Raw genomic sequence first — 25,157 nt, forward strand, 5'->3', positions numbered from 1 at the left:
TTATCAGCGCAGTTTTAGCCTTTATTAAAATCGACGCTGATAAATTAAAAATGACTCTAAATGTAGAATAGATTAGATATAAAAATCAAAGCTAAATTTCACGAACCAAACGGAAACCCCACATGATTGAACGGGCTTGTGAAGTTACATAAGCATTACGATAGGCAGTTCGTACGTTATAAGTGTTATATATCCATGCTCCCCCACGTAAAACTGGGAAGTTACACTGCCCATTATTTTCCTCACCCCAACGACGATTTACACTAGGAGCATTTTCATAATTTGCATGCCAGCAATCATCGACCCATTCTCGGGCATTGGCACTCATATCATATAAACCGAAATTGTTTGGTAAAAACTTCCCTACTGGTGACGTAAAAGGATAACCATCTGTGCAATTAAATAAACTCCAACCACTGGTTTGTGGTAGTGCTACAACTGTTGCTGGATCTAATACATTTGCATATTTACAAGCTTGGTCAAGATTAAGGTCATCTCCCCAATAATAGGCTGTTGTCGTTCCAGCACGAGCCGCATATTCCCACTCAACCTCTGTTGGTAAACGGTAAGTCTGGCCCGTTTTTTTAGATAACCATTTCGCGAATGCTCTTCCATCTTCACGGCGTACACATACAACAGGATCCTGAGGTGTCTGATTCATACCCGAATTATTTGTATTTAAATCATCTCGATACCACATATTGAAAACACCATTTCGCGTTTCCCAATTACGGCATCCTTCGACTTCCCAGCCAGTTTCCTTTTGGAAAGCCTGAAACTCAGCAATTGTTGTTTCATAAGTTGACATTGCGAATGGTTTTTCGACTTGTACTAAATGTTGAGGTAATTCATATGGCCGAGATTGAGCAGGTACATTTTGTTGCTCTTGCTCATTTATATTTCCGCCCATTAAAAAGCTACCAGCTGGAATAACCGTCATTTCTGGACAAAAACTATCTGAACAATCTTTGAATTTAGATTTTGCTGCCGTTAATTGATTAATATTGATATTGGTTAATGACGCTAATTTAATTTCAGGATTCATACTAGGAGGATTATTGATTTGACGAATTAATAAATTAATTGTTCCTTGCCATTCACTTAACATTTCCCTTAGCATGGCAGGTCGTTCAATACTTACGCCTGTTCCATCATAGTCAGGAGCATTACATCTCGCTCTTAATACAGTCGACTCATCGGTAAGCTGAGCTAGTTTCGGAATAATTTGATTATCAAGAAAAACTCCTAAATTATTTGAACTCGCGATATTGGCTCTTAGTTCTGCCGTTGATTTTTGAGCAATTGTCGCCTCACCGATAACTTTAGAATATACACTATCACATTGATTTTCTTGCCATACCAAAGTTTGTTTAAGATTTTCCAAGGAAGTAATAGTTTCTTCTAGCAACTTCTGATTCTTCGAATTTATGGTTGTATCTTTATCATCATTATTACAAGCTGATAATAAGGAGATAATCAATATACCAAAGCCTTTTGAATAATTACTGGAAATTATGTTCATGTTAATTCTCTGTAAAATAATATAAATAAAAAGAGGAAATTGATTAATTGTTTGTTAAATAGCATTTTTAAATTAATAGAAATTTAGATCAAAATTCAAACAATATTGTTTTTTTGTTTGTTAATTTTTATTAAATAATGTCACTACAAAAATAAAAAATTCTTATCAATATTAATAAATCAAAAGGGTGAACAAATATGTTCACCCTCTCTTCACAAAATATGCTTAATTGGTCAAGACTTCCAAACAAATTCGGAGAAACTCTGATCGGCTTTCAAACTATTTTCAACAGCCTGCGCAAGCTGACGAATAATGCTTTGTGTTTCGATTTTCTCAAACCAGTCTTGCTCTTCATCTGGATTGGCAGAAATTTCACACATTAAATGCCCATCGTGGTCCGTTTTCTGGCAAGTAATAGACAACGGCAAAAGATGATTATCAATACTTACTTCTACTTTTTCATGCTCATGTACAATATGCTGTGCATCAAAACCATAATGCCCCAATTGTTTAAATAATAAGGCCGCTACATATTCTTGAGTGATATGGCATTCATTTGGTGGATGATCAAGCACCCCATGTTCTGGGCAACTGGCAATAAATTGTAATTTTTTCATCCTTTGTCCTAACACTATTATCATTATCTGCACTTAGCATAAGCAATAAACAAACAGCAGCCAAGCCTTTAGCTCGCTGCTGCCGTTGCTATTGTGTTAGCAATTATAAAATGTATTAGGTCAAAAGTTATTGGCTAACTTCAATCGTTAAACCTGCACGATTCGCCAACTCAGTAAATGTTGGGAAACTTGTAGCAACAGTTTCAGTACCATGAATTGTAATCGGACCAGAAGTACGAAGACCTGCCATACTAAAACTCATAGCAATACGATGGTCATGATGCGATTCGATTTCACCGCCAGCAAAGATTGGTGACCAATCGCCAGATTTGCCTTTTCCTTCGATAATGATGCCATCTTCAGTTGGTGTGCAGTCAATACCCATGATTTTTAAACCATCTGCCATAACTTGAATACGGTCAGATTCTTTCACACGAAGCTCTGCCGCACCTGTGAGTACTGTTTGCCCTTCAGCACAAGCCGCTGCAATAAATAATGCTGGGAATTCATCAATTGCCAAAGGTACTTGATCTTCAGGCATATGAATACCTTTAAGGGTACGTGAACCTTTAATATGAATATCAGCAATAGGTTCGCCACCAGCAATACGTTCATTTTCAACAGTCAGGTCGGCACCCATCTGTTTTAAAATTTCAATTACACCTGTACGTGTTGGGTTAATGCCTACCGCTTCAAGTACAACGTCTGCACCCTCAGTAATTGCAGCACCCACCATAAAGAAAGCAGCAGATGAAATATCAGATGGTACTTGAATATTAGTACCTACTAATTTTCCACCACCAACGAGTGAGATTTTATTACCTTCAGTTTTAACATCATAGCCAAATGCACGAAGCATACGCTCTGTATGATCACGTGTTGGTTCCGGCTCAGTTACCGAAGTTTCACCTTCAGCCCATAAACCGGCAAGTAAAATACCAGACTTCACTTGAGCAGATGCCATAGGTAAATCGTATTGAATACCTTTTAATTGCTGACCACCAGTAATACTTACAGGTGGTGTACCTTTCTCGCCTGTTGTTTGAATTTGCGCACCCATTAAACGTAAGGGTTTAGCAATACGCTCCATTGGACGTTTAGAAAGTGATGCATCACCTGTCATAACAGAATCAAACTTTTGTGCAGAAAGCATACCTGAAAGCAAACGCATGCTTGTACCAGAGTTACCCATATACAATGCACTTGCTGGTGCTTTTAAGCCATGCATACCCACGCCATGAATGGTCACTTCACCATTTTTAGGGCCTTCGATGCTTACACCCATATCACGAAAAGCTTGTAAAGTTGCTAGAGCATCTTCACCTTCTAAGAAGCCAGTTACATGGGTGGTGCCTTCGGCAATAGCACCAAACATAATGGAGCGATGTGACACAGATTTGTCACCCGGTACGGTAAATTTACCTTTAAACGCCTTATTTCCCGGTAAGATACTGAATTGCTGTGTCACCTTATTTTTCTCCATTAAAGGTTTTTTGGCTAACATATGATTGAAATGTTGGCGTGCTGCCTGAGCATGGCCGAGTAAACCCATTAATGCATGAGAATCTTCGTTTTCAATCAATTTTCTAAGTACGGTAAGTTGCTTTTCGAAGCCATCTACAGCATTTAAGATAGCGGTTTTATTGGCAAAGAAAATGTCATGCCACATTTGAGGATCACTTGCTGCAATTCGTGAAAAGTCACGGAAACCACCAGCCGCATAACGGAAAATATCCAAGTTATCTTCACGGTTTGCAAGTTGCTCGACTAGATTAAATGCCATTAAATGCGGTAAATGGCTCGTATGTGCCAAAACCTCATCATGCTTGGCAACATCCATACAAATAACTTCAGCTTTAGCAGCTGACCAAAGTTGAATCAGTTTATCAACAGCCCATTCTGCACTTGTTGGTAACGGCGTTAAAATCACTTTATGATTTGCAAAGAGATCGACCTTACCTGCATGAACACCCGTGTGTTCACTACCTGCAATAGGATGCCCTGGTACAAAACCTGTTGGTAAATTTTCACCAAATACAGCTTTTGCTGCATCAACCACATTACCTTTTGTACTTCCCACATCGGTCACAATTGTGGTTTCTGACAAATAAGGCTTAATTTGCTCAAGCACTTTTTGTGTAGCACGTACAGGTAAGGCTAAAACAATTAAATCCGCCCCTCTCACGGCCTCTACAGGATCGGAAAATCCTTCTTGTATTAAACCAAGTGATTTTGCATCTTCTAAAGTTTTCTGTGAACGTGTAGATGCCACAATAGTTGTCGCCAACTTTTCGGCAACGATAACGCGAGCCAAACTCGACCCGATGAGTCCTAAACCAATAAATGCAACTTTTTTAAATAGGGGTTGTGACATAACTTCAACTTTGCTTTTGCTCAAAGTTATTTAAATCTTTGAGCAATTTGTTTTTTAAGCTTAATGACATATTCCTTTGAATATATGTCATTATTCCAACGTAAGTAATTAAAGAACAGCAGCAGGATAAGAACCTAAAATACGAAGCTCTTTTACCATTGGACGGATATCATTGATTGCAGCAGCAACGTTTTCTTGATCAATATGACCTTCTAAATCTATAAAGAATACATAAGCCCATTTTTCAGGTAATGCTGGACGGGTCTCAATACTCGTTAAGCTAATATTATGTTTTGCAAACGGCGCTAAAATTTCTAATAAAGCACCTGCACGATCATGTGCTGAAATTAATAACGATGTTTTGTCATTGCCACTTTGTGGAATTTTTTCACGGCCAATCACTAAGAAACGAGTGGTATTTTCCGGATTATCTTCAATATTGCTATGCAAGATTTCAAGATTATACATACCTGCTGCAATATCAGATGCAATTGCTGCTGAGTGCCATTCGTTGCGAATACGGCGTGCAGCTTCTGCATTTGAGTTTAAGGCAACACGTTCAACACCTGGATAATGCGCGTCTAACCACTGACGGCATTGCGCCAACGTTTGCTGGTGCGCATAAATCTGTTTAATGCTATCTTTACGCGTATTTTCAGAAACCAAGAATTGATGATGAATACGCAATTCAACTTCACCAATCACATTTAAATTCGATGTTTTAAAGCAATCTAGTGTGTGGTTCACAATACCTTCAGATGAGTTTTCAACTGGAACTACACCATAATGTGCACTACCCGCTTCTACTTCACGGAACACTTCATCAATAGTTGGTAATGGACGTACAACTGCATCTTTACCAAAATGTTTAAGCACAGCAGATTGCGTAAAAGTACCTTCAGGTCCTAAGAATGCAATGCTTTGCGGAGCTTCTAAAGCAAGGCAAGCAGACATAATTTCACGGAACAGACGCGCCATGGTTACATCAGATAAAGGTCCCTGATTGCGTTCCATAACTTTGCGTAATACTTGTGCTTCACGTTCAGGACGATAAAACAAAGGATTCTCTTCGGAAGCAAATTTAGCTTTAGCAACAGCTTCAGCAAGGCTTGCGCGGCGATTTAATAACTCTTGAATCTGTTGATCTACGCTATCAATATCTTCGCGAATTTGTTCTAAACTAAGAGAAGTCGTTTTGTTTTGATCATCGTTGATCATTGGAATGCAGCCTCAGAAAAATCATCTTTTAAACGAGAGTATAACAATAGTCGGCTTTGATTTGTTAGGCAATATCGGTGTACTGGCTTTTTTCGTTAATCACTCTCAAACCTGTCAATAAGATTACTTTATTTGATAATGATTTTCATTTATTATTTTACTTATAACATTTTCTTAACTTTATTATGCTTAAACCATTTTTCTTTTTATCTTGTAGTTTTCTCTTGGGAACTTTAATAAGTATGCCTGTTTTGGCTCAACCTTCAATAAAAGATCAATCAAAAATCGTTTTTCAAAATAATCAGGCACAATTCCAAATCAAATCTAAAAATACAGGTCATGAATATCTAATTCAAATTTATAAACCGCCTGTGGCCCCGCCCCAACATGGTTACCCTGTACTTTATATATTAGATGGAAATGCAACTTTCCCTAGTGCTGCCAATATTGCTCAGTCAATTGGAGCAGGTTCGACTAAATTAGGTTTAGATCCACTCATGATTGTAGCTGTTGGTTATCCACATCAAAAAACCTTTGATGTGCAAAAGCGTGCTTATGATTACACACCAGAACCTTCTGCCCAATTTCAAGCACACGGTAAATATAAATATGGTGGTGCTGATCAGTTCATTGCCTTTTTAAATAACGAACTCAAACCTGAAATTGCAAAACAGTTTCCGGTTAACAGCCAGCAACAAAGCCTCTATGGGCACTCTTTTGGAGGCTTGTTTGTACTTTATCATTTTTTTCAAAAGCCAAATGCATTTCAGCGTTACTTCGCTGCAAGTCCTTCTTTGTGGTTTGATCAAGGCATGTTATTTCAACAGTTAGAACATTGGCAAAGTCAAAAACTAAATCATTTCCCTTTACTCATGACCACAGTCGGTACACATGAACAAGGTGGCCCTCTTACTCAACTTAATAATACGCTTAATGAAGCAGACTTTTTTAAAGCTTTAGAAAATAAACGTTCAAACGAATTTAGTTATTGGCATTTTTATAACCCTGCCGAACAACACATTACAAATTTGTATGCGAGCTTACCTAAAGCACTTATGTTTGCTTCTTGTCAAAATTTAGAAAGCTGTAAATCTTTATTTGATGGACCATTAGATCAGCCAGCCAAGTAAAAACATAATTACATTTAAAGCTGATTATTTCGTTGTTCTTAAAGATAGCCCTCTTAATGCATGGATTGGTTATACTGACCCAATATGTCATAACAACAGTAAAATAGAATGAATAAAATTATTGTTTTAAGCCTATTGGGTTTTACAACTTTTAGTTTAACGGCTTGTGGCGGTTGTCCAATAATTGCAGGTTGCAATGGTACTGATAATTCTCCGTACTATATGACGACTGTCAGTAATCAAATTCGTGGTATTCCAATCCCACCTCAAACCAAGCTGACCTATCAATCGCAAAATTTCAGACAGAAATTTGAGCAAACACATGCTTTAAAAGAAAAAAATTTATCAGGCATTGCATTACCAGAAAATACAGCAATCATTTGGGGAGGTATGCCAGTAGATATGTTTATACAATTTTCTAATCCCGAAATGAAAGGCTTCTCGGTCTATCCAGCAGGAGGATTTAAAACAGAATTATCAAATGAGTTTTTACATTTATGGAAAAGCTGTGAAAGTGATTTAGACATTAACTTAAAGAATCCAAATGACTGGTCATTTAATCCTGAAAATATGGAAATAACGGGTTGTGGCATCAATCAAAAACGTAGCAAATATACCGAAGACTCTTTTCGTCAAGATGAAGCCGATGCATTTTTAATAAAGATCAATCAGGCCTTACACAAGTTACCCAAGCAACAAGACTATCCTGTTATTTATCGAACTAACAAATAGGTAATATAAAAAAGCCTACTCAAAGGTAGGCTTTTTTTAAAACTATTTAATTAGGCTTTACCAATTAAGCCACGCGCTACGATTTCTTTCATAATTTCATTTGTACCACCGTAAATACGTTGAATACGGGCATCTACAAAGAAGCGTGAAATTGGATATTCAGTCATATAGCCATAACCGCCAAAAAGTTGCAGCAAGTTGTCAGCTACTTTCATTTGCATATCCGTACTAAAACTTTTAAGTGCGGCTGCTGTTTCAACATCAAGTTTACCTTCTTGATATAGAGCAACGTTTCTCTCGTAAAAAGCAGCCGTAGCAAGCTCATCAATTTTTGCTTGAGCTAAAACAAAACGCGTATTTTGGAATTGAGAAATAGGCTGGCCAAATGCATGACGTTCTTTTACATAAGCCGTTGCTAAATCAATTGCACCACGAATAGCTCCAATTGCGGTAGATGCAATAGCGGTACGTTCACGTGGTAACTCTTGCATTAAATAAGCAAAACCTTGTCCAGCTTGACCGAGTAACTGGTTTTTAGGAACCTTAACATTGTCAAAAAATAGCTCAGAAGTATCTTGAGAATGTAAACCGATTTTGTCGAGGTTGGTACCTTTCTTAAAGCCATCCAAATGTGTATCTGCCAATAATAACGATACCCCTTTCGCACGCGCTTGAGGATCGGTTTTTACTGCAAGCACCACAAGGTCAGCATGTTGACCATTTGAAATAAATGTTTTTGATCCATTTAATAAATAATGGTCATCTTGCAAAATAGCGCTCGTACGCATTGATTGTAAGTCTGAACCAGCACCCGGTTCAGTCATACCAATTGCCCCAACCACTTCACCAGTTACCATTTTCGGCAACCAATATTGTTTTTGCTCTTCTGTACCAATATGTAAAATATAAGGTGCAGCAATTTCAGAGTGACATGAAATAGCAGTTGATAATGCACAAAAACCAGCTCGAGCAGACTCTTCAACTAACATTAATGAATAGTAAGTTGGAACCCCATAACCGCCATATTCTTCTGGGACATCCACACATAAAAAGCCATTTTCGCCCAGTTGATTCCACACTGAACGCGGCATAATTCCTTCACGTTCCCATTGGTCGTAATGTGGAGCAATATGCTCATTCATAAAACGTTTAAAATTATCACGGAATAATTCTAAATCTGCATCATATGCCAACATAATATTTTCCTTCGGCTTTATTGTTTTATCGAATCTCATTGCTGTGCATGCTAATCATTTTTTTAGTTACTGTCATGGCATAGCTGCTCATTTAAACTGTACTTTTCAGTCAGCCAATAAAAAAGGAAGCTTAGCCTCCTTTTTTATTACGATAAATGATTAGTGAGATGCCTCAGCAATTACACTTTTTTGCTCAAGCATTTTTCTATCTACTTCATCGGGATTATTCAGTGCATCATTTAGTTTATCTTTATCTAATGCACCAACCCATTTCGCAACCACAATCGTTGCTAAAGAGTTACCAACAAGGTTCGTTAAAGCACGTGCTTCTGACATGAAACGGTCAATACCTAAAATCAATGCCAAACCTGCAACTGGTATATGACCAACAGCAGATAAAGTTGCAGCCATAACAATAAAGCCAGAACCCGTTACACCCGCCGCACCTTTAGATGAAATTAAAAGTACCAATAGCAAAGTAATTTGATGCTGGATATCAAGCTGTGTATTTGTTGCCTGAGCAATAAAGATTGCAGCCATGGTCAAATAAATTGAAGTACCATCGAGGTTAAATGAATAACCTGTTGGGATGACTAAACCAACCACAGACTTTTCACAACCTGCGATTTCAAGCTTACGTAGCATACGTGGTAGAACTGACTCAGAAGAAGATGTACCAAGTACAATTAAAAGTTCTTCACGAATCAAACGCACCATTTTAAGAATGCTAAATCCACTCAAACGGCTGATGGTTCCTAATACTAAGAAAATAAATAATAAACAGGTAATGTAGAAACAGAGGATGAGCTGGCCCAACTGTACCAGTGAACCCACACCATATTTACCGATAGTAAACGCCATTGCCCCAAAAGCACCCAGTGGAGCAAGCTTCATGATCATATTTACAATGTTAAAGAACACATGAGCAATTTGATCAATTAACTTTAAAACTGGACGTCCTGCATCACCTAGCTTATGCAGTGCAAAGCCAAATAGAATGGCAAAAAGAAGGACCTGCAAGATTTCACCATTTGCAAATGCACCCACTACTGTATCTGGGATGATATGCATTAAGAAATCAACGGTAGATTGTGACTCACCAGAAGTGACGTATTTTTGGATACCTGAAGTGTCCAGAGTCGCAGGATCAATATTCATTCCTACGCCTGGCTTTGCAATATTAATCACCACAAGGCCAATCAGAAGTGCGATTGTTGAAACGATCTCGAAGTATAACAACGCAACACCGCCAGTTTTACCCACTGACTTCATACTTTCCATACCAGCGATACCACTGACCACTGTACAGAAAATAACAGGTGCAATGATCATTTTAATCAAACGAATAAAAGCATCACCTAATGGCTTGAGTTGCTCACCTAAACCTGGAATATGGTGTTCAACACCATTCACTATTTGCGTTGTACTTGGTGAGAAATGCCCAACCAGAACACCCGCAATAATCGCAATAATCACTTGAAAATAAAGTGATTTATAAATCGGTTTTTTAGCCATAACTTTACTTCAATCTATATTTCCAAGTCCGTTGGAAATATCAAAATGAAACGTCTATTCTTTACGAATACACAGCCCTAACCTTTCACATAAACACCGCAAAAGGGAAACGGTTTTTTGGGAACAAAAAACCTTCCTACTACCTCAATGAAAACGAAATACAGTTTTCTAAAACAGGAGAATACCTGAAGTTTCCAACCACTTTGAGTAGCCAGAAATAACCTCTTACTTTTCCAATAAAAAGCTGAAGATATAGGAGAATCACATAAAATTATGATATGAGTGCTCAAAAAAGCACGTGAAAGTTTACTCGAATTAAATAGCAATTCGGTTAAAATTTTGGCTAATACGCACAAAAAACACTCATGCAGCCTTAAGACTTTAGTATGAGAAACACTTTTGATATTTTTTCAGCAGTTTTTTATGTCATATTGATAAGTCCTTGTAGACAATTCATTTTGAGCTGTCTCCCCCTTATTTTTACTGTTTTGAATTGCCATGAATACTAAACGTAATATCTATAAAGATGCTGAACATCCCTTTGCTCAATATGTCCGTATTTTAGGTAAGGGGAAAACCGGCTCTCGCTCACTAAGTTATGAAGAGGCCTATCAGGCTTTTACCATGATTTTAAAAGGTGAAGTTCTTGATGTTCAGTTGGGTGCTTTTTTAATGCTGCTACGTGTTAAAGAAGAGTCCATTGATGAGCTTGCAGGCTTTGTACAAGCCACCAAAGACCAACTTAATTTTCAACCTTTAGATGTGGACTTAGACTGGTCATCTTATGCAGGCAAGCGGAAACATTACCCTTGGTTTTTATTAGCAGCTCTTACCCTTGCTCACCACAGCTATAAAATCGTCATGCATGGCGCTTCTGGACATACGATTAACCGGGTCTATACCGAACAAGTTTTGCAATATTTAGATTATAAAATTTGCCATTCTGAACAAGAAGTCCGCACACAATTGGCCGAACAGAATTTTGCTTACTTACCATTAGATGTAATTTCACCTGTTTTAAGTGATTTAATTTCTTTGAGAAATGTGATGGGTTTACGCTCGCCTATTCATACGTTAGCCCGCCTCATTAATCCTTTTAGCGCTAAGGCCACCTTGCAAGCCATATTCCATCCCGCGTATAGAACTTCCCATCAGCATAGTGCGCTTCGCTTAGGCTATCAAAATAGTGCAGTCATTAAAGGTGAAGGCGGTGAATTTGAACGAAACCCAGACGCGAAAACCCTGATTTGCGGAATTAAAAATGGAGAACTCTATGAGCATGAGTTGCCAAAGCTTACGCCTGAACGTAGCCCAATTGAAGAAGAGTTAGACTTAGCCACCTTTAAAGCGGTCTGGCTTGGAAAGCAAAATCATGAATATGGGGAAATGGCCGTAACAGAAACTATGGGTATTGCGTTATATACCATGGGCGTTGTTTCTAATTTTGAGGAAGCAATGCAAAAAGCAAAAGTGTTATGGGAAACACGTAATTCAAGCCAATAAAACTAATATAAGACCATACAGCCTTCTATAGCATGTTTTTCTTATATTGCTACATATAGGCAATACTTACTTTTCAAAGATGAAAAGTAACAAAAATCTTTTGTTGAGCAAACAGTACTTCCATGTACTGTTGCTCAACTGGCGACATCCATGTCGCCGACGCGATAGCAAATGCTAACTAGGATTTATTCTTTTGTTTTAAAATACGGTTTTAAACAAAACGAATCGGTTTAAATTCAGGCTCATGCTTGTGATGATCATCTTCACAAACCTCACCCTCTTCTTTTGTACCACGGTCAATATAACCGCTACGCTGTTCTTCCGGTAAGTTCTTTAACTCCCAAGCAATCACGGCTTGCATACATGTTTCGCGCTGCTCTTTCGTTAAAACAACACCATTTGGCCATTTACCAATTTCTACTGCTGTTTTTAAACGCTCTACAATTTCAGGGTTTAAAACAGATAGCATTTGTTCAATATTCATGATTCATCTCTTTGAAAAGATTCAAAATCTTGGTTCCAACCCAGTTTGGTACGACAAGCCATATAGAAATCATAACCTGGTGGGTGTAATAAACTTAATTTAAATGGGTGTTTGCGGATGTGCAAACTGTCACCAACATTGAGCGATACACTATGTTGCCCATCTGCACTCACCATCGGTAATACCCGATTTTCGCGAATGACGATTTTAATTTCACTTTGCCCACCAACTACGATCGGGCGTGAAGATAATGTATGGGGGTGCATAGGGACTAATGCAATAGCATCCATACTCGGATGTAAAATTGGACCACCACCTGACAATGCATAAGCAGTTGATCCTGTCGGGGTCGAAACAATTAAACCATCACTATGCTGACGGTAAACATATTGACCATCAATATTAAGTTCAAAGTCGATCATATGTACCGACTTACCTGAGTGTAGTACAACGTCATTTAAAGCAATTGCATCATAAATGACTTCACCATTGGTCCGTACTTCCATTTCAAGCAAGAAACGGCGATCAAGTTGGAAATGACCTTGTAATACCTGATCAAGTTTAAAAATAGCTTCCGCAGGCTTAATATCAGTTAAAAATCCTAAACGCCCACGGTTAATACCAATGACAGGTGTATTGTAGCGAACTAAAGCTCTAGCTGCATGAAGTAAAGAACCATCACCACCTACTACAATCACCAGATCAGCAACTTCACCTAATAAGTGACGACTAACAACTTGTGCATGATCATAGGGCACTAATTCGGCAGTTTCCTGATCAAAAATGGGGTTTAGGCCTAAACTTAGCAAATGGTCATGAATTAAACATAGTGTTTCTACAACTGATGATTTATCCGGTCGACCAATTAACCCGACGTTTCTGAAGGACTTATGTGAAATTTGCACGAATGAGTAAGCTCCGCTGCGATTCTACGCTATCATAACATTAACCTGATTAATTTAAAAAAACATAACAACAAGATGCTGTAAAATTCAATCTAAGTTTTCCATTTATTCACAGTTTTATCATTGCAAATTGATGACAAGCTATCGCATCATTAACGTATTGTTTAGGGTTTTATCTCATTTATATGAAGTTTGAACGTGGTATCGGTTTCTTCGCACTAATTTTTTCCATATTGGTGATTGGTGCTTTTATTGCTCTTAGTATCTATCTGATTCGTTTAGATAATATTATCCGTGAAAAATTTGAAGGACAGCGCTGGGACATTCCTGCCAAAGTGTTCGCTCGGCCTTTGGAAATTTATAATAATGCCCCAATTACTCAAGCAAATTTTACCCAAGAATTAAAATTATTAGGTTACAAAACTTCAAGTAATTATGACAAGTCTGGAACCTTCGTTGCTCAAGGCAGCAACATGTATGTACATACACGCGGTTTTGACTATGGTGATAGCGTAGAACCGGAACAAGTTTTAGAACTTAGCTTTGCAAATGACCAAGTTGCAGAGGTACGCAGTACAAAACCTTCTTCAACAGGTGTGGCTCGTTTAGAACCTTTACTGATTGGTGGGATCTATCCTCAGCATAATGAAGACCGTGTTCTGATCAAACTCAATAATGTTCCTAAACCACTCATTGAAGCTTTAATTTCTACAGAAGACCGTAATTTCTACCATCACCACGGTATTTCAATTCGTGGTACAGCACGTGCTTTAGTAAGTAATGTCACTGGAGGACGTCGCCAAGGTGGTTCAACCCTGACACAACAGTTAGTCAAAAATTTCTATCTAACCCCTGAACGTACATTAAAGCGTAAAGTTAATGAAGCATTAATGGCTTTACTTATTGAGCTTCATTACAGCAAAGATGAAATTTTAGAAGCTTATTTAAATGAAGTAAATTTAGGCCAAAATGGTAACTATTCAATTAATGGTTATGGCTTGGCTTCGCAGTTTTATTTTGGTTTACCACTTCGGGAACTTAATGTCGCGCAACAAGCTTATTTAGTCGGTTTAGTTCAAGGGCCATCTTTATATAACCCTTGGAAAAACCCTGAAGGAGCAAAAAATCGTCGCGATACAGTATTGAATAACATGCGTGTAATGGGTTATTTAACTCAAGCCGAATATGAAACTGAAATTGCACGTCCTTTAGGTGTTCTCAGCAAGCCAAGCTTAGGTCCTGCAAAATTCCCTGATTTCCTAGATATTGTGCGCCGTCAGTTACGTACCGAATATCAAGAAAGCGATTTAACTAATCAAGGATTACGTATTTTTACGACCTTGGACCCAATTGCACAAACTCAGGTTCAAGATGCATTTAAAGCATCTGTAGAACGTCTTACTCAAAGTAACCCTGCCCGCTTGAAAAACTTGCAAGGTGCGGTACTGATTGCACATCCTGAAAATGGTGAGTTGATTGCAGCCGTTGGCTCAACTCAAGATTTTACTGGCTTTAACCGTGCTTTAGATGCAAAACGTCAAGTCGGTTCTTTATTGAAGCCAGTGATTTATTTAAGTGCAATTGAGTCTGGACGTTATAACTGGGCAAGTAAGATCGAAGATGCTCCTATTAGCATTCCGGTAGATGGCGGTAAAAGTTGGACACCGAAAAACTATAGTGGCGGTGGTCATGGCGTTGTAAGTTTAAGTGAAGCCTTAGCAAACTCTTACAATCTATCTGCAGTTCGTCTAGGTCAAGAATTTGGGTTATCTACATTTACCAACAACTTAAGAAAATTTGGCGTTGAATCACCAATTCCAGCCTACCCTTCTATTTTCCTTGGTGCAGTTAATATGTCACCAATGGAAGTACTCGGTATTTATGAAAACTTCGCTACAGGTGGTTTCAAATATCCAACTCGTGCGATTCGTTCTGTGGTAGATGCAAATGGCCGTTTACTTGATCGTTATGGTTTAAACGTACAACAAACCATTGACCCTTCGGTTGGCTATATCATGAACTATGGCCTACAACAGGTCATGTCATCAGGTACGGGCCGCGCAGCGTATAACAGCTTACCTCCTACTTTAAAATTGGCTGGTAAATCAGGTACAACTAACGATACACGAGACTCATGGTTTGCCGGTTATTCGGGGAACCATGTCGCTGTAGTATGGTTAGGTCTAGATGACAACAAAGTAACTGGCTTAACAGGTTCATCTGGTGCATTACCAGTGTGGATTAATGTGATGAAACAATTACGTCAAACACCAGTAAATCTACGTCAGCCAGACACGGTACAGTGGCAATGGATTGACCATGTAACAGGTGATTTATCAGCACAAGCTTGTGCTGGCGCGATGTATATCCCTATGCTGACACATACGGTTCCGCATCGTGCTACGCCATGTGGAGCACCGTATTATCAAGTTGATCCAACATACGCACCACAAAGTGATAACACAGCACCAGCTTCTCAACCGGATAATAGCGATAGCTATATTCGTGAGAGTGAAAGCCAGATGGAACAAGATCTGTCGAATAACACACGAGTGATTTCTAGTGGTAGTTATAACAACTAAGCATTAACAGGAAACAGGATATGTTAAAGAAAGGTGTTTTTTATATTGGTGCTGTACTTATGGTCGGCTGTACAACTTTACCGGATCATTCAGCTCCAAAAGACAAAACACCACCTGTTACTGAAAAAAAGAATGCTGAGACACCATCTGGTGTAAAAATTACACCCTATGATCATCCAGATATTCAACGTAAAAGTTTACAGGTGATTGTTCCTCAGCAGAAAAAGCCCCAACGCTTTAATGAGGATGGAAGCCAGTTACCAGCTTTTAAAACTTTAATGCAAAAAACTGAGCAAGCTTACAAAAACCAGCAATGGTCAGATGCAGAGCGCTACGCCCTTCAAGCCCAGCGTTTAGCTCCACAGGCCGCCGAGACTTATTTATTTCTTGCACTGACTGCAAATCATAAACAGCAATATGCTAATGCTGAGTCTCTTGCAAGACGTGGTTTAAGCTTTGCTCAGAGCCAAGCGATGAAAAAACAGCTTTGGCTAACAATTTTAAAAGCGGGTCAACAACGTAATAACCCAAAAACTGTTCAGGAAGCTCAGCAAGCATTAAAAGCGCTCTAGCTTTTAATGCTTTTATGTCTTTTTAAAAATTACGAATACCTGCCAAGCCATACGCACCATATTGCTGTGCTGTGGCTAAATCATCAGGACTCATGCCCCCTAAAGCAAAGACGGGAATCTGGCATTTGTCAATTAAGTCAGCAAAACGATCCCACCCTAATGCGATAGCGTCAGGATGGGTCTCTGTTACTTTGACAGGGCTTACAAAAACAGCATCACAACCAATTTGCTGAGCATGCTGTAAAGAAACCGCATCGTGGCAAGCAGCAATAAAACGTACTCCCACTTCTAAGTCGCCTTTATGCAAACTCATTAATTGAGACTGTTTAAGATGTACTGTTCTTATACGGCTTTTTAAATCAGGTTTTAGTTTGTGCCAAACATCGACATTCATGATTAATTTTGAAAGCTGATTTGTATCTAAAAGAGCTAATTTTTCTAGATCATCCTCACTAACATTATCTTTTTCACTGCGCCAATACACTAAAGTTTCATCATTTTCGGGTAGTGTGAGCGTAGCGCTAATTTTAATAAAATGCGGCCAATACAATCTTTTAATAATATCTTTATTGGCTTTCGGGAAGTTTAAGTTAACTAGCTGATCACGCGTATACCATGTCCAAGGCTGATGAATAAGATTTAATAATTCATCAGGTACATAGCTATGGAACAAATGAAGGTTGACGATAATGTCATCATATTCATGGTGAATATAATCAAACTGATGCCAATCTTTTAAACCAATACCGACTTCTTCATAAATTTCACGGCGGCATGCTTCTTCAGGCGTTTCACCCTGCTCAACCTTTCCTCCTGGAAACTCATGCTTTCCACCTTGATGCTGCTGTTCACCACGCCATCCAACTAATATTTTTCCGCGATGAATTAAGATAGCTATTGCGACATCGACTATCGGTTTAGGCATTTTTCTACTCACTCAAATTTTTCCCAAGTGTAAGCAAATTTTATCAATTTATAAATTCTTTAAAATCTCATTGACAGATCTATTCGATAATGATTATCATTTAAATCGTTCAAGAATATACCACGGAGCACAACAAATGAACGCACCTTTTAGCTTATTTACTCGTAACACTGACTCAGCTCATGCCTTACCAATGCTGCATTCTAACAACCTATTTGCATTAGGTCGTGAAATTCGAATTATGCATGCTGGCGAGGAATATCGACTACGCCTTACTCGCAATAACCGTCTCATTTTAACTAAATAAGAACTACCCTCGCGTTTCAATAATATTCGTGGGAAAACAAAAAATGGATAGCATGGGCAACCATGCTATTTTTGTATTTCATGATTAAAAGGCAATGTCACCTCAACTTTTAAACCACCTTGGTTTGCATGCATAAATTGCAGTTCCCCACCATGGAGTTGAATAATTTTTTTAGTAATTGATAGTCCTAATCCTGAGCCTTGTTGCTGCGTACCTAATACACGAAAAAAACGCTGTCCTAGACGTCTTAAAACTTCATCATCTACGCCATTTCCAGTGTCTTCTATAGAAATTTTTAATTGTTGCTGATCATGACTGAGCTCAACATGAATAAAACCCAACATAGGACTATAGCGAATAGCATTATCAAACAGATTTCTAAAAGCAATGAAAAGTAATTCTTCATTTGCAAATATTTTGGTTTCATTTGACAAAATATTTGTCTCAATCATCATTTGTTTGGCTTGTGCATCCATACTTACAGTTTCAATTACTCGAGACAATAGATGGTTTAAATCAATCACACTCTTAAAGAGTTCTGGTTGTTCTATTTCATTAGGTTCCAAACGAGCAAGAAGCAGTAAATTTTCAAGAATTTTGGTACTTCTTGAAACATCTTCTTGGATGCGTTCAAAGTCTTGATCAAGCTCTGGAATATGCTGATATTTACGTTGTAAAACTTGCAGACGCATTTGTATGGCAGATAAAGGTGAACGTAACTCATGTGATGCATCTGCGGTAAATCGCTGTTCAGCAACGAGTGCCCTTTGGAGCCTTGCAAGTAACTGGTTTAATGCATCTATGACGGGTTGAATTTCTGTAATGACATCTGGGTCTTGAATCGGTTCTAAATTTGATGCGGTTTTTTGAGCAATACGTTTAGAGAGTAGATTGAGAGCCGCCAATTGTTGTTCGGTACGCCAACTTACAATGACCCATTGTAGTAGCCAGAACAAAACCATAAGACCACTATATCCAGCGAGTGCTTTGAGTACCTCTTCAACACGAGTACTCATGGGTTGAAAAACCTCAACTTGCAGCTCTGAATCTTTTTGTTGTGCGGCCAGACTACGCCATAATTGACCATCAAACCAAAAATATGAAAAACCTTTTGATAAATTGCCTTGTTCAAAAAGTTCATGTTGGTAGGTATGAGAATGAGTAAGCAATTGACCAGAATTTAATAATTCATACTGAATATCAAACTCATCACTGAGCTCGTCAAATTGTCTCATAGAATGTTTAGAGAGATCAGAAACCAATAAGGTATCTGAAATTTCATCCATGATTTCATCTTGCACTGACATGTTGTGATAAATCGAAAATATGGTAAGCAAGCTTAAAGCGAGCAGCCCCACCACGATACTGCTCCACATAGTGGTTTTAACCAGTTGAGACTGCAAAGAGGAGCGATTCGTTTTCATTTTAAATCTCCCATACGGTAGCCTAGTCCCCGTATGGTTTTAATACTGCTACTGCCGATTTTTTTTCGAAGTTGATAGATAAAAACCTCTATTGCATTACTTTCAATCTCGTCCCCCCATGCATAGAGCGCTTCTTCTAATTGATCCCGAGTAACAATATGTTCAGGATGAACCATGAGCTTACGTAAAATTTGGAACTCTTTCGCTGTTAAATCAATGGAATTTCCGGCCAACGATACAACTTTTGCTTGAGTATCTAGATGTAAATCTCCCCATATTAAAATCGATTGCTGAGTTAAAGTTTGATTACGTAATTGAGCACGGATTCGGGCAGATAACTCTTCTAAGCTAAAAGGTTTAATCAAGTAGTCATTTGCGCCTAAATCTAGTCCCTCTACCCGGTCATGAATGCTGTCACGCGCTGTAATAAAAATGACAGGTACATTTTTTTGTTTATAACGGATTGTTGTTAAGACTTTTTCACCTGCCAGTTGAGGTAAACCTCGATCAAGTAAAATACAATCATAGTCATGCTGCTCAATCGCAGTAAGGGCATAATCACCTCTTTCGACCCAATCGACTTGATAGCCATCTAACTCTAACCAAGATTGAATACTTTCCGCTTGAGAGCGATCATCTTCCGCAAGCAAAATTCTCATCTATTTTTCCTGTTATATTCTGTCTTGATCTTGCCAAGCCTTTATTAAAAAAGCAAAGCCGCATCATCAGTGCGGCTATAAATATTATATGTAAAGTCCAGTGCTTAAAACTGGATTTGTTCTACATCAATTTCTACATGTTTTGAGGGTTTAAAGTCTATATCTACTTCACCAACTAAACCAATATTAGTTGTTGGGGAAATAGGATGGCCTTGCCAAAGCTCATCATCTACATTAATAGTGATAGTACCTGTTTTATCTCGGAACTGATATTTCTCATCTCCAATAGTTTTCACGACTTGTCCATGTAGTTTTACAGGCGTATCGTCTTTTGCCGTTAATGCTTGCTTAACAGTAGTGACCGTTGCAGATATAGCCGCTGCTTGACTCATAGATATAGGAGCTAGCGCTATACCAGTAAGAGCTGTCATCAAGATCACTTTAAATGCTTTCATAAAATCACCTATTTGATTACATCTTGGAATGACATCAGTAAAACAAGCATAAATGAGGTGAATCTTAAGAAAATTTTAGTTTAATGGAACAACTCTTAATACCTCTTCTAAAGTGGTAAGCCCTTCAATGACTTTATGTGCTCCCGCAATTCTCAAAGGCTCTACACTTTCTTTTTTGGTTTGGCTTCGTAGTTCATTTAATGTCGCATGGCTGCTAATAAGATGCTTAAGCTCAAGACTAACGGGCATAAACTCATAAATACCAACTCGACCTTTATAGCCCGTATGTCGGCATTGTTCACACCCTACTGCTTGATAAACTTTTTCAGGCATTTCCATAATATAGTCAAATGTTAGGTGCTGCCATTCTTCCTCATTTATATGAGTTTCTTGTTTACAGTGTGGGCAAAGTCGTCGCACTAAACGCTGAGCCAATACCCCTAAAATAGTCGCTGCTGTTAAAAATGGTTGTACGCCTAAATCGTGTAAACGGGTCAAACTAGACGGCGCATCATTGGTATGTAAAGTTGATAAAACCAAATGACCTGTGAGTGCTGCCTGAATGGCCATATTTGCAGTATCTTGGTCACGAATTTCCCCAATCATAATAATGTCTGGGTCTTGACGCATCAGGGCACGCACACCATCAGCAAAGCCCAGCTCAATTGCATTATTGACCTGCATTTGGTTAAAACTAGGCTCTAGCATTTCTATCGGGTCTTCAATGGTACAGACATTGACCTGCTCGGTTGCAAGCTGCTTTAAAGAAGAATATAGCGTTGTGGTTTTACCAGAACCTGTTGGACCAGTAACCAAAATAATGCCGTGACTATTTTGTGTTATGCGTTGCCATTGTTGCAGCAATGACTGGTCAAAACCCAATTGCTGAAAGGAACGTACCAGTACATCTGGATCAAAAATACGCATAACCAGTTTTTCACCAAACGCTGTTGGTAAGGTAGATAAACGGAGCTCGGTTTCTTGCCCTTTCGGTGTGCGTGTTTTTAACCGACCATCTTGCGGTTTACGTTTTTCCGCTACATTTAATCGCCCTAAAATTTTAATTCGGGAAATCACGGCAGTCAGTGTATTTGAGGGCATGTTATAAATGGTATGTAAAACACCATCAATACGGAACCGAACTTTGCCATTGTCTTTACGCGGTTCCATATGAATGTCACTGGCGCTTTGTTCAAATGCAAACTGTAAAATCCAGTCGACCAATTTCACAATGTGTTGATCATTGGCATCAGGGTTTTGGCTATCACCAAGCTGTAAAAGTGCTTCTACTCCCTTGTTATCACGGTCATGCGCAGCATCTTTCTGAGCTGAATTTACTGCTCGGCTAACCTGATAATATTCTCGCAAATAACGTTGCAACTGTTCGGGATTAAGCAGTACGCGTTCAATTTTCTTCGGTGCCAGGCTTCTTTCCAAATTGTTTAACCAATCTGTTTTAAAAGGCTGGTCTGTACCAATCACAATTCGGTCCGCATGAACTTCTACAGCTAAAATATGGTTTCGAATTGCAAACTCTTGTGACATGACTTGAGTTAAAGCGCTTACATCTGCTTTTAAAGGATCAATCACAAATAAAGGTAATTGCGCTCGATCGGCAAACCATTGGCACAGGCGGTTTAGACTTAAATGTGCTTGTACGTGCTGTTGGTCTTTTAAATTAAAATGTGCAATCCACTGTAATGGATGCCATTTCAATTGATCTTTTTGTCTATTTGTCGTTTGTACCAATAATTTGTCCCGTTCAGTAATGCGGCCTTCTTGTAATAGTTGTTCCAGACACCAATGTGCGTCTATTTCTACATGTGCATTCATGTGTTATCCCCAATATATTTTTATAATATAGCAGAGATGTTTTAGATTTAGCTGGTCTAAAAATCTTCAAATTTAGCTTTTAAATATCTTTTAACTTCAAATAATTAAACCAATTCTCAACTTAGATTTTTTTTGCGTCATAGATCATATTTATAAAGATATTTATTATGATAGTTTGATTAAAAAAGAGACTAGGCTCAATACAATAAAAAGCATAAACTGGACATGAATATATGATTTAAAAATGACTGACATCTACATATAACAATAAACCCAAGAGGAAGTATTATGAATCTTCCAATGACAATGTCATTACAAACTGCATCATTTGAAGAATTTATCACTATCATTGCTGCTGCATTGGGCTGCGGGTTATTAATTGGTCTGGAGCGCGAACGAAGTAAGTTAAAACACGAATATAAAACTTTCGCAGGTTTTCGATCTTTTGCAATTAGCTCCCTACTCGGAGCAATATGCTTTTTATTTGGTACTGAAATTGGGATTGTAGGTGCTCTACTTATAGGCGCGATCAGTATTGTCTCTCTTAAAAACCAGCCGAATGACCCCGGTGTTACTACAGAACTCGCTTTTATTATGACTTACTTTATAGGAGCGCTTTGTATCTGGAATATTTCGTTAGCTGCGGGTCTCGCAGTCATCATGACGATTATTTTATTAGCAAAACAATCGATGCATGGCATAGCCAGTCAATGGATTACCGAATCAGAATTGCGCGACGGGATTTTTTTACTGGCATTACTTTTAATTGCCTTACCCTTAGTCCCCAATAAACCTTTTTGGGGCCCCGTTCTAAACCCTCATGTGATTTTAAAGTTACTGACGTTGATTTTATTTGTGCAAGCCCTCGCACATATTGCAAAGCGGCTTTTATCTTCTAAAAATGCTTTATTACTCTCTTCTTTAGCATCAGGTTTTGTTTCAAGTACCGCCACTATCGCGAGTCTGGGCTTGGAAGTACGCTCTGGTCGTGCAAATGCCAAGACAAATGCAGGTGCAGCATTAATGTCATGTGTTTCCACATTGGTACAAACCTTAATTATTGTCGTCGGTATAAGTTTGGCATGGTTCAAACTCATTATATTTCCAACACTCATTGCATTGGCTTTTTTAGCGGTATGGGCTTTCATCTTATTACGTAAGGCAGAACCAAGTACGACTTCATCTGAACTCGATACCAGAATGTTCAGCTTAAAAGAAGCGATTATTATTGCTGGGACACTTACGCTCATTCAGGCAGGGGTTTATGGCCTAAGCCTATATTTAGGTAATGCAGGCTTAATCGCTGGGACACTACTTGCCTCTTTGTTCGAAATACATGCCGCTATTGCAGCAGTGATTGTACAAGGTGAACCAAATAACTCTCAGACGTCGTTATTAATCGCGTTCATGGGTGGCTTTGCTGTTCATGCGATTGCTAAAAGCATTAACTCGGCTATTTCTGGTGGACTGCATTATGCCCTTGCTTTCATACCTGCCCAAATTTTGCATATGACAATATTTATTGGCTTGCTCTGGATGAACATACATTGGTTCTAAATAGCTTTATTACACGAGCGATGTGTCTTTCACCATATCAACAACTGTAATGACATTGCCATTAACTTTAAAATGAATATCAAAATTCGAAAATTTCATTTTATAGACTCGTTCAGGGTCTTCTTGATAGGCAGGTCTAGGATCTAATGACAATACTTGTTCTAATTCATCAAGATATTGTGCATTAATTTCTTTATTTTTAAAAAGAGGCTGCTGGGAAGACAATGCATTTTCAGACCATAAGACCGATTTTCGTTCTGGTTCGGCCTGCGCATAACCACTTTGAGCATCAACAATTGCATCTGAATATTGAATATAAGGCTTAATATCTAAAATTGGCGTGCCATTTAATAAATCACTGCCAGTAACATAAACTCTTAATGATTTACCGACTTTTTCAACCTTGTTTAAACGTACTACAGATAAGCCTATAGGCGCCGGACGATACATACTACGTGTTGCAAACACACCTATTTTTTCATTGCCCCCTAGACGTGGTGGGCGAACTTGAGGCCGAAACTTAGTTGCAGTCTCCTGATTTTTATTGTCATGAAACTGCCAGATGAGCCAAAGATGACTAAATTGTTCGATTCCCTCAAAAGCTAATAAGTCATTATAAGGTTCTACCATTTCGATATAAGACTCGATATTGACCAAATTAGGCTGACGTGGAATACCAAATTTTTCTCGAAAAGGTGAGCACATGTGCCCGACTATTGGGAGGGTGACAGAATTCATCATCACTTTTTCTTATAAACACAATTAAATATATTCAGTTTATCGGGAATGAAATTAGATTAGAATAGCAACCTGTTTTCTTTTAATCGTGATCGAGACCTTTAATGGCTGCTTTTAACGTTGAACGCATTACTCATGTGCACCACTGGAATGACACCCTTTTCAGTTTTAAAACTACACGCGACGCTAGCTTACGTTTTAAAAATGGTCAGTTCGTGATGATCGGACTTGAAGTGAATGGCAAACCGTTAATGCGTGCATATTCGATTGCAAGTGCGAACTACGAAGAAGAGTTAGAATTCTTCTCGATTAAAGTACAAGACGGTCCTTTAACTTCGATTTTGCAAAAAGTACAAGTTGGCGACGAAATTTTAGTTTCTAAAAAACCAACAGGTACATTGGTTCATGATGATCTTTTACCAGGTAAAAACTTGTACCTTTTATCTTCCGGTACTGGTCTTGCTCCATTCTTGTCAATTATTCGTGACCCAGAAACTTACGAACGTTTTGAAAAAGTAATTGTTGTTCATGGTACCCGCTATATTTCTGAATTAGCTTATCAAGACCTGATCTTGAACGAATTACCAAACCATGAATTCTTTGAAGAGTTAGGTATTAAAGACAAACTTGTTTATTACCCTACTGTTACTCGTGAACCTTTCCACACACAAGGCCGTGTAACAACTGCAATTGAAACAGGCGCTTTATTTGAAAAAATCGGTTTACCACGTTTCAACCGTGAAACTGACCGTGCAATGCTTTGCGGTAGCCCTGCATTCTTAAAAGACGTTGCTGCGTTACTTGACCAACATGGTTTAGTTGAATCACCTCGTATGGGTGAAATGGGCGACTACGTGATTGAACGTGCGTTCGTAGAAAAATAAGATTTTTTAAATAAAAAACCGAGGT

General features: G+C 38.4%; 22 protein-coding genes. 8 read left to right on the plus strand and 14 right to left on the minus strand.

The annotated features are described in order from the left end of the window. Positions 1-91: 91 nt before the first annotated feature. The 4 genes from CSB87_RS03425 to pheA form a co-directional block, all read right to left on the minus strand. Entirely contained in the window at positions 92-1,522 is a 1,431-nt protein-coding gene (locus CSB87_RS03425; protein ID WP_031952912.1) for a formylglycine-generating enzyme family protein, read from the minus strand. 233 nt (positions 1,523-1,755) lie between these two features. Further along, on the minus strand, positions 1,756-2,139 hold the full coding sequence (locus CSB87_RS03430; protein WP_002049301.1) for a hypothetical protein: 384 nt from the start codon (positions 2,137-2,139) through the stop codon (positions 1,756-1,758). A gap of 127 nt (positions 2,140-2,266) precedes the next feature. Beyond that, positions 2,267-4,513 (minus strand): bifunctional prephenate dehydrogenase/3-phosphoshikimate 1-carboxyvinyltransferase, encoded by a 2,247-nt coding sequence (locus CSB87_RS03435; RefSeq protein ID WP_031952913.1) that lies wholly within the window; start codon positions 4,511-4,513, stop codon positions 2,267-2,269. Positions 4,514-4,621: 108 nt separating this feature from the next. Continuing rightward, positions 4,622-5,731 (minus strand): prephenate dehydratase, encoded by a 1,110-nt coding sequence (gene pheA, locus CSB87_RS03440; protein WP_002049199.1) that lies wholly within the window; start codon positions 5,729-5,731, stop codon positions 4,622-4,624. A gap of 185 nt (positions 5,732-5,916) precedes the next feature. Here pheA and CSB87_RS03445 point away from each other — a divergent pair, with 185 nt between their 5' ends. Both CSB87_RS03445 and CSB87_RS03450 read left to right on the plus strand, forming a co-directional pair. After that, positions 5,917-6,861 (plus strand): alpha/beta hydrolase, encoded by a 945-nt coding sequence (locus CSB87_RS03445; protein ID WP_079377789.1) that lies wholly within the window; start codon positions 5,917-5,919, stop codon positions 6,859-6,861. A 108-nt stretch (positions 6,862-6,969) separates the two neighbouring features. Then, entirely contained in the window at positions 6,970-7,593 is a 624-nt protein-coding gene (locus CSB87_RS03450; RefSeq protein ID WP_031952918.1) for a hypothetical protein, read from the plus strand. 50 nt (positions 7,594-7,643) lie between these two features. Here CSB87_RS03450 and CSB87_RS03455 read toward each other — a convergent pair whose 3' ends face one another. After that, the gene (locus CSB87_RS03455; protein ID WP_004707843.1) at positions 7,644-8,789 is read right to left on the minus strand and encodes an acyl-CoA dehydrogenase family protein; all 1,146 of its coding nucleotides are present in this window, start codon (positions 8,787-8,789) and stop codon (positions 7,644-7,646) included. Positions 8,790-8,948: 159 nt separating this feature from the next. After that, positions 8,949-10,304, minus strand: a complete 1,356-nt coding sequence (locus tag CSB87_RS03460; RefSeq protein ID WP_002049312.1) for a dicarboxylate/amino acid:cation symporter — start codon at positions 10,302-10,304, stop codon at positions 8,949-8,951. A 498-nt stretch (positions 10,305-10,802) separates the two neighbouring features. On the opposite strand from CSB87_RS03460, the gene CSB87_RS03470 reads away from it, so the two are divergent. After that, positions 10,803-11,807, plus strand: a complete 1,005-nt coding sequence (locus tag CSB87_RS03470) for a glycosyl transferase family protein (RefSeq protein ID WP_004886239.1) — start codon at positions 10,803-10,805, stop codon at positions 11,805-11,807. Positions 11,808-12,018: 211 nt separating this feature from the next. On the opposite strand, the gene CSB87_RS03475 is transcribed toward CSB87_RS03470, so the two are convergent. Together CSB87_RS03475 and CSB87_RS03480 are read right to left on the minus strand one after the other, a co-directional pair. After that, the gene (locus CSB87_RS03475; RefSeq protein WP_003650690.1) at positions 12,019-12,291 is read right to left on the minus strand and encodes a YeaC family protein; all 273 of its coding nucleotides are present in this window, start codon (positions 12,289-12,291) and stop codon (positions 12,019-12,021) included. Beyond that, complete coding sequence (locus CSB87_RS03480; protein WP_002049094.1) at positions 12,288-13,196, minus strand: NAD(+) kinase; 909 nt, start codon at positions 13,194-13,196, stop codon at positions 12,288-12,290. The genes CSB87_RS03475 and CSB87_RS03480 overlap by 4 nt, the downstream gene beginning before the upstream one ends. A gap of 185 nt (positions 13,197-13,381) precedes the next feature. Here CSB87_RS03480 and mrcB point away from each other — a divergent pair, with 185 nt between their 5' ends. Continuing rightward, positions 13,382-15,778, plus strand: coding sequence for a penicillin-binding protein 1B (gene mrcB / locus CSB87_RS03485; protein WP_031952920.1), 2,397 nt, complete (start codon positions 13,382-13,384; stop codon positions 15,776-15,778). A gap of 20 nt (positions 15,779-15,798) precedes the next feature. Next, the gene (locus tag CSB87_RS03490) at positions 15,799-16,350 is read left to right on the plus strand and encodes a tetratricopeptide repeat protein (RefSeq protein WP_031952922.1); all 552 of its coding nucleotides are present in this window, start codon (positions 15,799-15,801) and stop codon (positions 16,348-16,350) included. Positions 16,351-16,372: 22 nt separating this feature from the next. Here CSB87_RS03490 and CSB87_RS03495 read toward each other — a convergent pair whose 3' ends face one another. Then, positions 16,373-17,275: an NUDIX domain-containing protein gene (locus CSB87_RS03495; RefSeq protein ID WP_004886228.1), complete on the minus strand. Its 903-nt coding sequence runs from the start codon at positions 17,273-17,275 to the stop codon at positions 16,373-16,375. 136 nt (positions 17,276-17,411) lie between these two features. On the opposite strand from CSB87_RS03495, the gene hemP reads away from it, so the two are divergent. Beyond that, positions 17,412-17,582, plus strand: a complete 171-nt coding sequence (hemP, locus tag CSB87_RS03500; protein WP_000993415.1) for a hemin uptake protein HemP — start codon at positions 17,412-17,414, stop codon at positions 17,580-17,582. 65 nt (positions 17,583-17,647) lie between these two features. Here the strand turns inward: hemP and CSB87_RS03505 are convergent, their stop codons facing one another. The 4 genes from CSB87_RS03505 to CSB87_RS03520 all read right to left on the minus strand — a co-directional run bounded on the left by CSB87_RS03505 (position 17,648) and on the right by CSB87_RS03520 (position 21,953). Further along, a complete protein-coding gene (locus CSB87_RS03505) occupies positions 17,648-19,006 on the minus strand; it encodes a sensor histidine kinase (RefSeq protein WP_031952925.1) in 1,359 nt (452 codons plus the stop codon). Next, entirely contained in the window at positions 19,003-19,665 is a 663-nt protein-coding gene (locus CSB87_RS03510; protein WP_002049133.1) for a response regulator transcription factor, read from the minus strand. The genes CSB87_RS03505 and CSB87_RS03510 overlap by 4 nt, the downstream gene beginning before the upstream one ends. 104 nt (positions 19,666-19,769) lie before the next feature. After that, a complete protein-coding gene (locus tag CSB87_RS03515) occupies positions 19,770-20,120 on the minus strand; it encodes a NirD/YgiW/YdeI family stress tolerance protein (protein ID WP_031952928.1) in 351 nt (116 codons plus the stop codon). A gap of 75 nt (positions 20,121-20,195) precedes the next feature. After that, positions 20,196-21,953, minus strand: coding sequence for a GspE/PulE family protein (locus tag CSB87_RS03520; RefSeq protein ID WP_004707823.1), 1,758 nt, complete (start codon positions 21,951-21,953; stop codon positions 20,196-20,198). Between the two features lie 288 nt (positions 21,954-22,241). On the opposite strand from CSB87_RS03520, the gene CSB87_RS03525 reads away from it, so the two are divergent. Continuing rightward, the gene (locus CSB87_RS03525; protein ID WP_031952930.1) at positions 22,242-23,510 is read left to right on the plus strand and encodes an MgtC/SapB family protein; all 1,269 of its coding nucleotides are present in this window, start codon (positions 22,242-22,244) and stop codon (positions 23,508-23,510) included. Positions 23,511-23,519: 9 nt separating this feature from the next. On the opposite strand, the gene tsaA is transcribed toward CSB87_RS03525, so the two are convergent. Then, positions 23,520-24,248, minus strand: coding sequence for a tRNA (N6-threonylcarbamoyladenosine(37)-N6)-methyltransferase TrmO (gene tsaA / locus CSB87_RS03530; protein WP_004746622.1), 729 nt, complete (start codon positions 24,246-24,248; stop codon positions 23,520-23,522). A 104-nt stretch (positions 24,249-24,352) separates the two neighbouring features. On the opposite strand from tsaA, the gene CSB87_RS03535 reads away from it, so the two are divergent. Next, entirely contained in the window at positions 24,353-25,132 is a 780-nt protein-coding gene (locus CSB87_RS03535) for a ferredoxin--NADP reductase (RefSeq protein WP_031952932.1), read from the plus strand. Positions 25,133-25,157 lie beyond the last annotated feature (25 nt).

It is taken from the genome of Acinetobacter sp. AR_0276 (assembly GCF_003000705.1).
Lineage (GTDB): Bacteria > Pseudomonadota > Gammaproteobacteria > Pseudomonadales > Moraxellaceae > Acinetobacter > Acinetobacter nosocomialis.

Bases quoted from the DNA above. Each gene is read 5' to 3' on its own strand.
- CSB87_RS03425 (WP_031952912.1), bottom strand. From the start codon at position 1,522: ATGAACATAATTTCCAGTAATTATTCAAAAGGCTTTGGTATATTGATT.
- CSB87_RS03430 (WP_002049301.1), bottom strand. From the start codon at position 2,139: ATGAAAAAATTACAATTTATTGCCAGTTGCCCAGAACATGGGGTGCTT.
- CSB87_RS03435 (WP_031952913.1), bottom strand. From the start codon at position 4,513: ATGTCACAACCCCTATTTAAAAAAGTTGCATTTATTGGTTTAGGACTC.
- pheA (WP_002049199.1), bottom strand. From the start codon at position 5,731: ATGATCAACGATGATCAAAACAAAACGACTTCTCTTAGTTTAGAACAA.
- CSB87_RS03445 (WP_079377789.1), top strand. From the start codon at position 5,917: ATGCTTAAACCATTTTTCTTTTTATCTTGTAGTTTTCTCTTGGGAACT.
- CSB87_RS03450 (WP_031952918.1), top strand. From the start codon at position 6,970: ATGAATAAAATTATTGTTTTAAGCCTATTGGGTTTTACAACTTTTAGT.
- CSB87_RS03455 (WP_004707843.1), bottom strand. From the start codon at position 8,789: ATGTTGGCATATGATGCAGATTTAGAATTATTCCGTGATAATTTTAAA.
- CSB87_RS03460 (WP_002049312.1), bottom strand. From the start codon at position 10,304: ATGGCTAAAAAACCGATTTATAAATCACTTTATTTTCAAGTGATTATT.
- CSB87_RS03470 (WP_004886239.1), top strand. From the start codon at position 10,803: ATGAATACTAAACGTAATATCTATAAAGATGCTGAACATCCCTTTGCT.
- CSB87_RS03475 (WP_003650690.1), bottom strand. From the start codon at position 12,291: ATGAATATTGAACAAATGCTATCTGTTTTAAACCCTGAAATTGTAGAG.
- mrcB (WP_031952920.1), top strand. From the start codon at position 13,382: ATGAAGTTTGAACGTGGTATCGGTTTCTTCGCACTAATTTTTTCCATA.
- CSB87_RS03490 (WP_031952922.1), top strand. From the start codon at position 15,799: ATGTTAAAGAAAGGTGTTTTTTATATTGGTGCTGTACTTATGGTCGGC.
- CSB87_RS03495 (WP_004886228.1), bottom strand. From the start codon at position 17,275: ATGCCTAAACCGATAGTCGATGTCGCAATAGCTATCTTAATTCATCGC.
- hemP (WP_000993415.1), top strand. From the start codon at position 17,412: ATGAACGCACCTTTTAGCTTATTTACTCGTAACACTGACTCAGCTCAT.
- CSB87_RS03505 (WP_031952925.1), bottom strand. From the start codon at position 19,006: ATGAAAACGAATCGCTCCTCTTTGCAGTCTCAACTGGTTAAAACCACT.
- CSB87_RS03510 (WP_002049133.1), bottom strand. From the start codon at position 19,665: ATGAGAATTTTGCTTGCGGAAGATGATCGCTCTCAAGCGGAAAGTATT.
- CSB87_RS03515 (WP_031952928.1), bottom strand. From the start codon at position 20,120: ATGAAAGCATTTAAAGTGATCTTGATGACAGCTCTTACTGGTATAGCG.
- CSB87_RS03520 (WP_004707823.1), bottom strand. From the start codon at position 21,953: ATGAATGCACATGTAGAAATAGACGCACATTGGTGTCTGGAACAACTA.
- CSB87_RS03525 (WP_031952930.1), top strand. From the start codon at position 22,242: ATGAATCTTCCAATGACAATGTCATTACAAACTGCATCATTTGAAGAA.
- tsaA (WP_004746622.1), bottom strand. From the start codon at position 24,248: ATGAATTCTGTCACCCTCCCAATAGTCGGGCACATGTGCTCACCTTTT.
- CSB87_RS03535 (WP_031952932.1), top strand. From the start codon at position 24,353: ATGGCTGCTTTTAACGTTGAACGCATTACTCATGTGCACCACTGGAAT.